Source organism: Pectobacterium colocasium (assembly GCF_020181655.1).
GTDB lineage: Bacteria > Pseudomonadota > Gammaproteobacteria > Enterobacterales > Enterobacteriaceae > Pectobacterium > Pectobacterium colocasium.
Map to the genome: position 1 here is coordinate 378,027 of NZ_CP084032.1, position 13,616 is coordinate 391,642.

General features: G+C 54.4%; 11 protein-coding genes and 1 pseudogene. 5 read left to right on the forward strand and 7 right to left on the reverse strand.

Going from position 1 to position 13,616, the window contains the following annotated elements:
• The first annotated feature begins 3 nt into the window (after positions 1-3).
• Positions 4-426 (forward strand): TonB system transport protein ExbD, encoded by a 423-nt coding sequence (gene exbD, locus LCF41_RS01730; protein ID WP_225086624.1) that lies wholly within the window; start codon positions 4-6, stop codon positions 424-426.
• 122 nt (positions 427-548) lie between these two features.
• On the opposite strand, the gene LCF41_RS01735 is transcribed toward exbD, so the two are convergent.
• From LCF41_RS01735 to cscK, 5 genes and pseudogenes are all read right to left on the reverse strand, one after another.
• The gene (locus tag LCF41_RS01735; protein ID WP_225086625.1) at positions 549-1,568 is read right to left on the reverse strand and encodes a substrate-binding domain-containing protein; all 1,020 of its coding nucleotides are present in this window, start codon (positions 1,566-1,568) and stop codon (positions 549-551) included.
• Positions 1,569-1,598: 30 nt separating this feature from the next.
• On the reverse strand, positions 1,599-3,008 hold the full coding sequence (locus tag LCF41_RS01740; protein WP_225086626.1) for a glycoside hydrolase family 32 protein: 1,410 nt from the start codon (positions 3,006-3,008) through the stop codon (positions 1,599-1,601).
• Positions 3,008-4,378 carry a sucrose-specific PTS transporter subunit IIBC gene (locus LCF41_RS01745; RefSeq protein ID WP_225086627.1) on the reverse strand — a complete coding sequence of 457 codons (1,371 nt, stop codon included), beginning with the start codon at positions 4,376-4,378 and terminating at the stop codon, positions 3,008-3,010. The genes LCF41_RS01740 and LCF41_RS01745 overlap by 1 nt, the downstream gene beginning before the upstream one ends.
• A 70-nt stretch (positions 4,379-4,448) precedes the next feature.
• Positions 4,449-5,454 (reverse strand): annotated as a pseudogene (locus LCF41_RS01750) (carbohydrate porin).
• 199 nt (positions 5,455-5,653) lie between these two features.
• Positions 5,654-6,577 (reverse strand): fructokinase, encoded by a 924-nt coding sequence (gene cscK, locus LCF41_RS01755; protein WP_225086628.1) that lies wholly within the window; start codon positions 6,575-6,577, stop codon positions 5,654-5,656.
• A 471-nt stretch (positions 6,578-7,048) separates the two neighbouring features.
• Between cscK and LCF41_RS01760 the strand changes: the two genes are divergently transcribed.
• Entirely contained in the window at positions 7,049-7,600 is a 552-nt protein-coding gene (locus tag LCF41_RS01760; protein WP_347880992.1) for a bactofilin family protein, read from the forward strand.
• Positions 7,601-7,636: 36 nt separating this feature from the next.
• A complete protein-coding gene (gene cas3, locus LCF41_RS01765; protein WP_225086630.1) occupies positions 7,637-10,354 on the forward strand; it encodes a CRISPR-associated helicase Cas3' in 2,718 nt (905 codons plus the stop codon).
• 34 nt (positions 10,355-10,388) lie between these two features.
• Here the strand turns inward: cas3 and LCF41_RS01770 are convergent, their stop codons facing one another.
• Positions 10,389-10,754, reverse strand: coding sequence for a type II toxin-antitoxin system PemK/MazF family toxin (locus LCF41_RS01770; protein WP_225086631.1), 366 nt, complete (start codon positions 10,752-10,754; stop codon positions 10,389-10,391).
• Positions 10,754-11,026 (reverse strand): AbrB/MazE/SpoVT family DNA-binding domain-containing protein, encoded by a 273-nt coding sequence (locus LCF41_RS01775; protein ID WP_225086632.1) that lies wholly within the window; start codon positions 11,024-11,026, stop codon positions 10,754-10,756. The genes LCF41_RS01770 and LCF41_RS01775 overlap by 1 nt, the downstream gene beginning before the upstream one ends.
• Before the next feature lie 384 nt (positions 11,027-11,410).
• Here LCF41_RS01775 and casA point away from each other — a divergent pair, with 384 nt between their 5' ends.
• Together casA and casB are read left to right on the forward strand one after the other, a co-directional pair.
• Positions 11,411-12,982, forward strand: a complete 1,572-nt coding sequence (gene casA, locus LCF41_RS01780; protein ID WP_225086633.1) for a type I-E CRISPR-associated protein Cse1/CasA — start codon at positions 11,411-11,413, stop codon at positions 12,980-12,982.
• Positions 12,966-13,616 carry a type I-E CRISPR-associated protein Cse2/CasB gene (casB, locus tag LCF41_RS01785; RefSeq protein WP_225086634.1) on the forward strand — a complete coding sequence of 217 codons (651 nt, stop codon included), beginning with the start codon at positions 12,966-12,968 and terminating at the stop codon, positions 13,614-13,616. Before casA ends, casB begins: the two co-directional genes overlap by 17 nt.

Consider the following 13,616-nt stretch of genomic DNA (forward strand, 5'->3'; position numbering starts at 1 on the left):
GTCATGGCGATGCATTTGAAGGAGGACGTGAGTGATGACGGTGAAATGCATGACATTAACGTCACGCCGTTCATTGACGTCATGCTGGTTCTGCTGATTATCTTCATGGTAGCGGCACCGTTGGCAACGGTGGATATTCGTGTCGATCTGCCCGCGTCATCGGCAGCACCGCAACCGCGCCCGGAGAAACCGCTTTATCTGACGGTAAAAGCGGATAAGCAAATGTTCCTGGGGGAAGAGGTGGTTAGTGAGCAATCTCTGGCTCAGGTTCTGGACGCGAAAACCAGCGCTAACAAAGAAACGACCATCTTCTTTCAGGCAGATAAAAGCGTCGATTATGAAACCATCATGAGCGTGATGGATTCACTGCGTAAAGCGGGCTACCTCAAAGTTGGGCTGGTCGGTGCGGAAACCGCGGCTAAATAGCGGCTGAGGGTGTTTTAAGAAGGAATGCGGCGTGAATGTTCAAACCGCGTTCCTTTTTTTATGCTTGTCTTTTGTGTGTATCGCTCGCTGTGTATCGTCTGACAGGAAACGTTGGTGCAGATCTACGCCCGCGAGTCGGGATGACGCCAGTGAATCCGCGTCGGGATATAGCGCCGATCTTCTTCAAGCGGCTGTTGTGCAATCAGGCTGGTTACCATCTCAAAGCTGCTGCGCGCCAGATTTTCACAATCCTGCGCCACGGTATCGATCTTCAGCGGTAAACAATCAAACAGATAGTGATCGTCAAAGCAGCACAGCCGGATGCCGCTTTCCATCAGGTTATGCTGGTTCATATAACGCAGTACGCCTTCCATCAGGCCACAGGCGGCAACAAACAGCGCTTTTGGCGGACGACCCAGCGTGGCACACAGCTGGGCAAACATTTCATAACCCGCGCTGGGGTGATAGCTGCCGTGAATAATCCACCCCGGCTTGCAGTCGATACCTGCACGCGTTAGTCCAAGTTGAAAGCCTTCCAGACGGTGGCGAGTCGGGGAAATTCGCGGCTGGCCGCCAAGGAAATAGAACTCATCATGATGCTGGCGGGCGATGCGTTCGACCATTTCCGCCGTGGATTCTACCGCTTCGGAGATCACCATCGGCAGCGTGGAATCACCAATCACCCGGTCAAATTGTATAACGGGCAACTGCTGATTAATTTTTTGATACTCGGTATCGCTCAACAGGCTGGAGGCGACAATCAGACCATCGATCTGACGCTGCACCAGACTGTTGACCGCCATCATCTCCTGACTGGCGTTTTCGTCGGTGCAGGCAATCAGCAACTGTAACCCTGCTTCACGGCACAGCATTTCCAGCTCGCGGGAAATGACGGCAAAGCCGTAGTTGGTCATTTCCGGTACCACCAGCCCCAGCGTGTTGCTGCGTGAGGAACGCAGCGAACGGGCGTGAATGCTGGGTTGATAACGCTGCTCATGCGCGACGGCTAAGATACGATCGCGGGTTTCATCAGAAACGCGAAACTCTTTGCTGCGTCCGTTAAGTACCAGACTGGCGGTGGATTTTGATACACCGGCCAGCGCGGCGATGTCACTGATTGTTATGCGTTTAGTCGGTTTCACCGCGAGGTCTGCTATCAGAAAAAAGGAAAGTTATTCTATCACGCATGGCGCTAACAGCCAGTGTTGTAGCGTTAATCGACCAGAGCCGCTGAACGTCATGGTCGCGTCACTTTCCGGGAAATAGCGTGCAGACATCACGGCCTCACCGTCGTTGATGAAAATTTCAACGCTGGAGCGATCGCACAGTATCTGCAATTGGCTCAGCTCACCGCGCCAGTAGCGATGTTCGGGTTCGCCAGTGCGGCGGTTGTGTCGGCTCAGCGTGACGCGTTCTCCATCCCAACAGAGAACCAGTTGTGAGGCGAGGCTGAGCTGGAATTCGCCCTGAACGGTGATGAGAATTTCCGCGCTGCTGACATGCAGCGGAGACGCGTAGTCTGCGGCACCATGCCAGGAGTAATGCTGCCTGCGCAGCTGTTGCAGTTCACGTGCAGGGTGTTGATAAACGCGATCGCCACGCAGTGTGAGTTCGCGCGGGCAGGTCATGGTGTGGATCCAGCCGTACTCGATCGTCGGCTCAAAGAATTCATTATCGTCGGGAATCGACATCCAGCCGAACAGCAGGCGTCGCCCGTCTTCGCTCAGCGTGGTTTGCGGGGCGTAAAACTCGAAGCCAAGATCCAGTTCATGGAAACCCTGATGGGGATAAGCACCGTTGTCGTAGTTAAGCGAGCCGATGAAATAGCCCGCCTGGAAGGTATTCAGGTAGCGCTCTTCTTCGGCGGGAACCCCCTGTGGGCAGCAGATCAGCACGTCCTTTCCATCCAGTGGGAACAGATCCGGGCACTCCCACATGTAGCCAAAATCCCCGACCCCGCCCAAACGAGAACCGGCGATCTCACCGATCTTTTCCCACGCCAGCAGATCGTCAGAACGGTAGAGCAGCACTTTCCCTTGCAGGTCGAGATCTTGTGCGCCGAGCACCATGTACCAGCGGTCATCATGACGCCACACTTTCGGATCGCGAACGTGCCCGGTGTAGCCGTCAGGGAGCGTCAGAACCGCGCCCAGTTTGTCATATTCACCGTTAGGATTTTCGCGGGCAAGGCATTGGAACGCGGTACGTGAGCCATCGTCGTATTTCACGTTACCCGTATACATCAGCATGATCGCGTCCTGATCGACCACGGCAGAGCCAGAATAGCAGCCGTGGCTTTCATAGCTTTCACTGGGCACCAGTGCGACGGGTTCATGCGTCCAGTTCACCAGATCGGCGGAGCTCCAGTGCCCCCAGAATTTTGCTCCGTGGGCACAGGATAAAGGATTCCACTGATAAAACAGATGGTAACGCCCGTTGTGATGAATAAATCCGTTCGGATCGTTGAGCAGACCCACGCACGGGGACAGATGCCATTCCGGGCGATACGGGTCTTCCTGTTTCCGTGAGTGGCCTGACATCAGGGCGTGCGCCATGCGCTTTAGTAAGTGGACTTCCTTCATTATTCGCTATCCGTTTTATATTTCAGCAGTAAGGAAATGACAAAGGCCGCGCCGAACGCAATCAACATCCCAATCAGGTAGTTAAGCATCGACCCGCTTTGCACAATGGCCAGCCCCGGAAAACCGGTCAGCCCGACTGCCGTCATATTGACGTGATTGAAGACAACCCACGCGCCACCAAGGGCACCGCCTGCCAGTGCGGCCAGGAACGGCTTAATAAAGCGCAGGTTGATACCAAATATCGCGGCTTCTGTGATACCCAGCAGACAAGACAGTCCTGCGGGAACGGCAATCGCTCGGGTTTTCGCATCACGCGTTTTGAAGTATACCGCCAGACATGCGCCACCCTGCGCCACGTTCGCCATCGCCCAAATCGGCAGCAGGAAGTTGACGCCGATATTCGGGTTACCAAGCAGTCCGGCTTCAATGGCATGGAAGCTGTGATGAACGCCAGTGATCACGATAACGGAGTAGAGGCCGCCGAACAGTAAACCGGCTAACCAGCCAGCGTGAGCAATCAACGTGCTGAGTAAGAAAGAAATACCGTCGCCCAGCGCACGCCCCGCCGGCCCGATGAGCAGCATAGCAACGAAGCCGGAAATGATGACGGTGAGGAACGGCGTGACGATGATATCCAGCGCGTCAGGTACGATTTTACGCAGGCGCTTTTCTACGATGCTCATGAACCAGACGGCCAGCAGTACCGGAAACACGGTGCCCTGATAGCCAATCATGGCGATGTCCATGCCGAAGAAATGCATGGTCTGGAAGCCCCCCGCGACGCCCCAGGCGTTGGTCAGCGCCGGGTGGGTCAGAATGCCGCCCAGCGTCGCGCCGAGATAGGGGTTTCCACCGAACTCGCGCGCGGCAGTAAAACCGATCAGGATAGGCAGAATAATAAAGGCAGCGGAGCTGAACATATCCAGCATCACGAAGATCGCGCTGCTGGCATCGACCCAGCCATAGGTCTTGATCATACCAAGCAGCCCCATCAACAGACCGGAAGCGATAATTGCCGGCATGATAGGGACGAAGATGTTCGATAGCAGACGTGCCAGACGTTGCAGCGGGTTTAGCTTCTTCGCTGCGATGGAGGCCGCTTCGGATTTGCTCGATTCACTGATGCCAGCTGCTTTGATGAACTCGGCATACACCTTGTTGACCAGACCTGTGCCGAAAATGATCTGCATTTGTCCCGCGTTCTGGAAACAGCCTTTAACGCCGTCAACGTTCTCGATGGCTTTTTTATCAGCCAGATTGTCGTCATTCAGTACCAGACGCAGGCGAGTCGCGCAGTGGGCAGCACTGGCGATATTCTCTTTCCCGCCGAGAAGGGGGATGAGCGCGGCGGCAGTTTTGTTGATATCCATGTTATTCCTCTTTATATGTCGTCACTTTGACGTCGATTAGTGCGTAATCGACGCCAAAGCCGGACAAGGGTTAGAACCAGGTTTCCATCTGGATACCAAAGTTCCATTCGCCGCCTGCTTTAAAGCCGGTGGAGCCAAACGTATCTTCACTGGAGTAGTTATCCAGTCGCTTATCCCAGTCCATGTAGCTGGCAAACACGCGCAGTTCAGGACGGCTAAAGAAGTTGCCGATATCACCGACCTTGAATGTCGGTGCGAATGTCAGCTTGTAGAAACCGCCGCTAACCTGATTCAGGCTGCGATAACCGCGCGGATCGAGGTCCATGTATTGATAGCTGCCTTCATAAGCCAGTGCAAAGTTTTCGGTGATTTCCTGAATCAGGCGCGCATTAAATGTCACCCATTCGTAGCTATCGCCGTTGACGTAACGATCTTTGCTGGTTTGCGCCAGGATGGACGGGGCGAAGCTCCAGGTCTTGTTCAGCGCGGTTGTTCCGTAGGTCGCAAAGCGCCAGGTGTTGGCATCGTTGGTCAGGTTGCCGTCGGCACCGATGTTTTTCACTTCGCCGCCCAGCCCGTGACCGTAGAGGATCGCGGTTTTCGATGTCCCGTCACGCAAGCCGTAGAAGCTGTCGCCGTGGTAAGCCACCATCGCGTGGTAGCCTTTATCGCCTGCATTGGTGTTGGTGACGACGGTGTTATCACGGCTTGTACCGGTGTTTGCTTTTATCGGTCTTGGAACTGGTGGCGGAGTCATTGATCGACAGGCCGGAACGCGCGTAGCCGTGGAATTCAAATCCATCCGCAAAGGATTTTTGCTTAGCCAGCGCCGTCGTGCGCTGTTCCACCTGCTGGGTTTTCTGTTCGGTTTGTGTGGTGCGGGTGGCGAGCTGTTGGGTTTGCTTTTCAGCGGCGTCGGCTCTGGCCTCGGCGGCCTGGGCACGGGCTTCAGCCTGTTGCAAACGCTGCTCCATGGCGTTCAGGCGGGCTTCAATACTATCGGTGTTGGCGGCAGAAACATAAAGCGGGGAGGAGAGTAATAATCCTATCGTCACAGCAAGGTGGCTTGGTTTCATTTTTTCGTTCTCGTCGTGAAGGAGATTTATTGTTTTTGGATTTCTCATGTTTAGCTAAATTGCTAAACCGGTTTTTCATGAGGAAAATAAAAGCCAGCAGAAGGGTTAGCAAGAAATTTCACTCGCCCGATTCTGTAACTGTGATCCTGACTACAAAACCGGACGGTAACCGTATTAAAACGAGGGGATTAGGGCTTAGCTAAGGGAGTGCGTGCAATTGCTGAGCGTAGGGGAGTGCGGTCATTGCACCTTTTGCCGTGGTGGCAAGTGCGCCGCACTGCTGTGCCTGCGCGATAATCGGCTCCCAGCTAAGCGGCTGTGACAGCTCGTTATATTGCGCCAGGCCATGCAGTAAACCAGCGACGAAGGCATCCCCCGCACCTGTCGTATCGACGGGGGTTACCGACGGCGCGGCAAAGTGCTGTAGCTGGTGGCGATCGTGCAGCCAGACGCCTTCGCTGCCCAGTGTCACCAGCAAGAGCCGGGTGGGGTAGCGCTGCATGAACTGCTGAATCCCTGCTTCAACGTCCGGTGTTGAACACAGAAAGGCGAGTTCCTCACGCGACAGTTTCACTACGTCGGCCAGCATCAGTGCCTGTGTCAGGCAGTCGCGCAGTTCCTGCTCGCTTTGCCAGAGATCGTCACGGATATTCGGGTCGAAGCTGACCCAGCCTCGCGCGGCTTTCACCTGCCGCATCGCTTCAAAGGCGGTACTACGCGAAGGTTCCTGTGAGAGTGCGATGGAGCAGAGGTGCAGCCATTCTCTCTGGTTGAATATCGGCAGGTCTTTCGGCTGTAAAAACAGGTCTGCGCTTGGGCGTACCATAAACGTGAAGGCACGTTCCCCTGCTTCATCGAGGCTAACGACCACGGTTGAGGTGCGGTGGAGTGTGTCGTGCGCCATGTGATGCGTATCGACGTTCTCCTGTTCCAGCACTGTTTTTAGAAAATGGCCAAAAACATCGTCACCGACGCGCCCGATAAAGGCGCTGTTTCCCCCCAGTCTGGCAATGCCGACTGCGACATTGGCCGGTGCGCCGCCGGGACATTTCAGATAGCGTTCCGTATCTTCCGGGATGAGATCGACAACCGCGTCGCCCATGACCCAAATTCTGTTTGCCATAATGTTACTCTTATCAACGAGAATCAGACTGTTTGCTAAAATAGAAGAATCGGTTTAGCTAAGCAATACCCTTCATTGCAGAGACGCATCCACATCAATAAAACGCACTTTTCCACATCGCATTGGTGAAAATTTATGCGATAGTCATCACGTTGCTACGGTTATCGGACTAAATAAACGAGCCTGTCATCCGATAGTTATGAGGCGTGGCTCAATGAATCCGGGAATCAAGCCGCAAAAAAGGACGAATGGAGAAGGATATGTATCACCCTACCTCTTTCCGGGGTTACCCCGGTGCGTAATTACAACCTGCTTTGGGGAATATGGGCGCTATGGGCTTTGCTGGTCGTCGCCTGGCTTATTGATATTTATAGCGAATTCCCCCTTCGCTATTACGGTCAGGGAGTGGCTGCTGTGCTCGTCGCGAGTGCCGCGATCGCATTTTTCTATACTGTTAAAAGGAATAACACGATGTTTTCATTTGATAAAAACAAAAAAGATGCAAAAGAACCGCAAGAGCGCAGTGAAATAAACAGCTCTCCCGCTATCAGCCCATCGAACGAGTTGATTAATTCAGTGAACCCTGTGCGCGTGAAAAAAGACACCTTTATTTCTCAGGGCGCACGGATGACGGGCTCTCTGGCTGTGGATGGCAATATCACCGTGGAAGGCCGGGTAGAAGGTGACGTGCAGTGCGATAACACGATTAAAGTAGAACACACCGGTCAGGTAAACGGCGAAATGAAATCGCAGCAGATTGTCATCAACGGTCGTGTTGAAGGACGTATCGTCGCCAGCGTCGTAGCCATTCTGGCGCAGGGGAAAGTATTTGGCGATATTTTCACCGACGAACTCTCCATTGAAAAAGGCGGCATCTTCACCGGCCAGTCCCACCCGCTGACTCCGCCAGCGCAGCATCAGGAAAAACTGAGCTACGTGGAAAAGAAAAAAGAGAAAACCGGTAAAACCCCCACAGAGCAAGAGAATGTCGTCGCGCTAGCGAGCAATGTGCCAACGGCGTGAGGTCGTCGTGAAAGGTTATTCTGACAGATAAAGACTATGGATAAGGAAGACATCATCGACAGGAGCTATTTCCGGTATTGGGGAAAAGCCAAAAGATCGGCGGATGTGCAGGAGGGAGATGATTATCACCTGCTGCCTTATCACGGTTTGGATGTGGCAGCCTGTGGTTATTTCTTGTTAAAGAGAAACTATTTTCAGGCTAACCATGTGCTGCGTGAGTTGGCGTCCGAGGCGGATGTCACCGCATGGTTTGCGTATTTTCTAGCCTGGCACGATATCGGGAAATTTGCCCGTGGTTTTCAGGGGAAATATGTCAACCCTGACTCCCCGTTAGTCCAGCATTCGGGACAATCTGGGGGGGAAAGGCATGACGATCTGGGCTTCTGGCTATGGACAATGCGTGATGATATTACCAGCTTATTTCCTTTAGGGACGAAGAAGCTCACGTCGGTGGTGAAAAGTACGCTGGAGATTTGGCTGAATATCGTCACCGGGCATCACGGTAAACCCGCGGCGGAATGCAAAGGTAGTCTGGCCTTTCATCGTGATGATTATTTGGCGGTAGGACATTACCTGCATGATCTGGAAACGTGTTTTCCCGACGCCTCTACGTTCCCAGTCTGTTTTGCAGATAAAGGCTGGCGAAACCGGCTGAAGCAGCAAAGTTGGGCGCTGGCTGGCTTGACCGTGCTGGCAGATTGGCTGGGCTCGCGCCAGCAGGATTTCCGCTATTGCAGCACGCCGATGCCGCTTGAAACCTACTGGCGTGAACACGCTCTGCCGACGGCAGAAAAGGTCGTCGCGCGTTTGCCACGAACCCCGTCTACTGCCCCTTTCCATTCTATCCAACAGCTCTTTCCGTTTATCCAACGCCCAACGCCGCTGCAACAGCAGGCACAGGAAGCGGATATTTCCGCTGACGGGCCGCAGCTTTTCATTCTGGAAGACGTGACTGGCGCGGGGAAAACAGAAGCCGCGATGATATTGGCACATCGTCTGATGGCGCAGCAGAAAGCGTGCGGTATTTATATCGGCCTGCCGACGATGGCGACGGCGAATGCTATGTACCTGCGGCTTGCCGAAGCCTACCGCGCATTATATTCACCAGAGCATAACCCTTCGCTGATGCTGGCGCATGGGGCGCGGCATATGTCATCAGCCTTTGTGCAATCGCTGTGGGAAGGTGACAGTCAGGGGCAGGCGCAGTACGACAAGAAAGAAAACGCTGCCAGCAAGGACTGTAACATCTGGTTTGCGGACTCGCGTAAGAAAGCGCTGCTGGCGGATATCGGCGTAGGCACGCTCGATCAGGCGCTGATGGCAGTGATGCCATTTCGCCACCAGTCGCTACGGGTGCTGGGGCTACAAAACAAGCTGCTGATTCTGGATGAAGTGCACGCGTATGACGCCTACATGAGCAAGCTGATTGAGCTGTTGATTGGCTTTCATGCGCTGCAGGGCGGCAGCGTGATTATCCTCACCGCGACGTTGCCACTTACCCTGCGGGAAAAACTGACGTGGGCGTTTTCGTTGGGGATAGCCTGTGAGTCTGCCCAGCCTGACCCCAACGCGGCCTATCCGTGGTTGACGCAGTTAACGCGTGAAGGGCTGCGTGAAACGGCGCTGGAAACGCGGTCGGAAGTAAAGCGCGAGGTCAAGATTAGCTGGTTGACTGAACGGTTGGAGGGCATCGAATCCGTGAAGGCTAGCGTAGCGGCAGGGCAATCGATCTGTTGGATCAGGAATACGGTGGATGACGCCATTGCCGTTTATCGTCAGCTCATTGAGGAGGGTATGGCAGAGAAAGATATGCTGCTGTTCCACAGCCGTTTCGCCTTTTGCGATCGTATGGCGATTGAGGAACAGGCGCTGACGTGGTTTGGCAAAGACAGCACGCCGGATAAACGTGCTGGCAAAGTGCTGATTGCCACGCAGGTGGTTGAGCAATCGCTGGATATTGATGTCGATAACATGATTAGCGACCTTGCACCCATCGACTTGCTGATTCAGCGTGCAGGGCGATTACAGCGGCATATCCGGTTTCTCGACGGGCGTCGTAAAACAGAGTTGGATACGGCACCGCTAACGGATGAGCGCCCGGCGGCTGTGCTGCACATCATGGCTCCGGTTTGGCAACCGGAAGCGGAGGCTAACTGGCTGGGTGATGAACTGCGCAACAGCGGCTACGTTTATCCCGATCATGCCGCGCTGTGGCGCACGCAGGCTATCTTGCGTGAATGCGGTGCAATAAAAATGCCGGAAGCGGCGCGGCTGCTGATCAACAGCGTGTATGAAGAACAGATCGCGGTGCCCCTTGAACTGGAGGCTATAGCCAACAAGGTACTGGGTGAACGATACGGCCAGCGCTCCGTTGCCGGTCAGTCATCGCTGGCGTTGGTACACGGTTACTGTGCTCAATCCAGCGAGTCTGGCTGGAGCGATGCGGTGGATATTTCCACCCGTCTGGGAGAGGACACGCTGGATCTGTATTTGGCGTGGAAACCGGAAAATGATGGTGAACTTCCGCAGCCTTACGCCGCATCGGAAACTTTCGCCTGGGAGCAAAGCCGCGTGCAGGTGCGGTTAAGCTGGTGGCAGAAGCGTAAAACCGGATTACCGATATTAGGAGATGACGCGCTGGAGCGGTTTCGACAGCAATTACACCGCCCACAGGCCGAGGTTCTGCTGCTGAATCGGGGTGAAACGCATGCGTTTTATAGCGAGCAGGTGGGGTTGATGTTGTTGGATTCGTAATTGATTCAAATAATTAAGCTATATTGATTGAGGTTCATTGCGGGTCAATAAGGTTGATTAACTTAATAATCACGTCTTGTATGAGCACATCCTCTGCTACCGTTTCAAACGTCGCACCGCGTGCGAGGAGATCCACAGCCTGCGCTTGGTGGCAGAGTACCACACCGCGTAAATCCCCGCGTTCTGTATCTACTGGGGTGACTGCGACAGTGACGCCCGCAGAACGTGCTGTTTCTGCTTTGGTTGAGATAGGACAACAAATGGCGACGCCTAATGCGGCATTCAACGCACCGTCTGTGACTACGATACAATAGTGGTCGCCTTTTAATTCGCGACCAAACACGGGATCAGGATTAAAATGCCAAATATCCCCTTTTTGCGGAATACGTTTTTCTGCCATTACCAGTATTCCTTACCGGTCGGTGTTGTCTCGGTAAAGGTTTTCACATCTTCATTAAGCGCAGCAATCTCTTCGCTATCAATTTGGGCGAGTAGTTCTTCCACGCTGAATTTACCTCGTGGCTTTCTTTTGGTGGGCTGTAAACTTATGCCTTCCCCACTGCGTTCTATGGCGATTTCTGTCCCTATGTCCCACCCCAGTTCCTTGCCGTAATCACGCGGGATGGTGACAATTAATGCCCCACCTTGCTGGCGAATTTTTACTGTTTGCATAACATTCCCCTCTTTTCAGTGCTACTTTATGGAACAGGGTAGCACTTTGTAGTTGACTGTCAATTAAACAGAAGGTGTGTTTGGTAGGGGGATGGTGTGAGTGGGGCTCCGCCACCGCATCCGACCCGTATTGTTCCTACCCTCAGCCACAAACGTGAGCCACCACTCTGGTGTCGCGGGTTGGATGTGCTAAAAAAGAAGCCGTAATACTTAATGCTATTCGCTTAAGGCCGAATGTAGAGGGAAACACGGTGATGAGGTTCCCGCAAGGAGACCTCGCACCGTGGTAGCCCTCGGTATCTCGATCCTTAGACGACCGGCATTAGTTGTAATACTCGCCATAATCTGGCTTGCCGCAGGGATGCGGCGCACACAGGAGGTACGATGTTTTCATTGATTGAAGAACCCTGGTTACCCGCCGTTTTTTCGGATGGTCGGATGGGTAACATTTCCCCGCAGCAACTCCCCGACGACACGATTATCGATCTCGCCTGGCCGCGTGCCGATTTGCAGGGCGCGGGCTATCAGCTCCTTATCGGCCTGCTGCAAACCGCCTATGCGCCCGCTGATGACGATGACTGGAGTGAAATTTGGGAGGAAGGGCTGGGTGACGATTTCCCGCAGGCGTTAGCCACGCTGGCGCCGGCGATGCAGTTTGGCGCACAGAAGCCCGCGTTTATGCAGGATTTTGCCACGCTCGACAGCGACCCGACGCCGATTTCCGGCCTGCTGATCGATGCCCCCGGCGGCAATACGCTCAAGCTGAATAAAGATCACTTTATCAAGCGTGGTACGGTCAACGCGGTATGTCCACACTGTGCGGCAATGGCGTTGTTCACGTTGCAAACCAATGCGCCATCCGGCGGGCAGGGGCACCGCACCGGGATGCGCGGCGGTGGGCCGATCACGACGCTGCTTATGCCGGAAGATACTGGGCTGCCGCTGTGGAAAAAACTCTGGATGAACGTGGTGACACAGGAAGTGATGCTAAAGGGTAAACCTGATGCCACGGTGTTCCCGTGGTTAGCGGCCACACCGACCAGCGAGGGCGCTCACCCACCCGTGACGCCGGAAAATGCGCATCGGCTGCAAGCCTATTGGGGCATGCCGCGCCGCATCGAGCTGGATTTCACCTCGCTAGAGGCGGGGGAATGCGATCTGTGTGGCAGGGAATCGACCACGTTGTTCACGCAGTATCGCACCAAAAACTACGGCATTCAGTACGACAGTTGGCAGCATCCGCTCACCCCTTATCGTCGGGCATTGAAGGGCGATGATGCCCCGCTTCTGTCGGTGAAAGGGCAGCCGGGCGGGCTGGCTTACCGTGACTGGCTGGGGCTGCTGGTTCAGGGGGAAGATAAGCTTAACCACACCTTTCCCGCCACCGTTGTGCAGCACAATGCCCGGCGGGATGAATTGCGCAGGCACTCTGGGCTGTGGTGTTTTGGCTACGATATGGACAACATGAAGGCGCGTTGTTGGTATGAACACCATGTCCCGCTGTTGTTCGCGTCTGCCCGTTTTCGTGATGATCCTCTGACGTTGATTGAATATAAAGACTATTTGCAACTGGCCGTTGAGCTGGCGCGAGATAGCGCTACGCTGCTGCGGCAGATGATTAAAGAAGCCTGGTTCTCACGTCCGAAAGACGCAAAAGGGGATTTCAGCGCTATTGATGTCGCGTTCTGGCAGGAAACACAGCCTGATTTTATACGGCTGTATCAGTCGTTAGCTCAGGATGAAGCCCCCGCTACGGCGCTGAAAACGTGGCAAAAGGCACTCTATCGTTATCTGTTGGGTACCTACGATGCCCGCGTGTTTAGCAACCCCGACGAACATCGCGATCTGGCTAAGGCGGCGGGAACGCGGAAAAAGCTGAGTGCGTTTTTCCATAAGCAGAAAGCGGCAGAATCCATTAAACAAATGCAGGAGGCAGTGGATGGCAAACACGGCTGATTTTAGGGTCATCGACAAGGATGACGCGAAAAAGATTAGTGACTGGTTCGAGGCGCTACAAAATCGCCACAGTGTTGCGGGTAATGGCCGAGCGCGTCGGGCAGAGTTGCGCCGCGCTGCGCCGCCTTTTGGCGTGTTGACTTGTCCGGGGTATCACGATCTGGCGGGGAAGCTGGCAGCGCAGTTGGAAAAAGAAAGCCGCATCATGGCACTGGCGATTTTTGTTTCCGTTGCGGCACATGCAGAGAAAAACATGCTGAAAACCAGCTTTGCAGCGCAGTTAGGTGAAAAGCAGGGCGGCGATCGTCCTTTCCTTTCCCCCCTGCGTTTTGAACGGCTACAACGGGCGCAAACGCCGGAAGAGCTGTATCGCCAGCTTTTTCGTGCAGTACAAATACGCGGAGAGGCCGGTGTAAACCTCCCTTCATTGGCGGACAGCATTTTCCTGTGGGCGGACGAATGGCAGGCGCGGCAGGAAAACCGTGCGCCAACGCTTCACCCTTTGCGACGCAACGCTGTGCGCTGGGCGTGCGAGTATGCGCAGGCGTCACAAAACCTCACCGCCGATGAGCCAGACACGACAGCAACGACAACGACAACGACAACGACAACGACAGCTTCAGACAAGGAATAA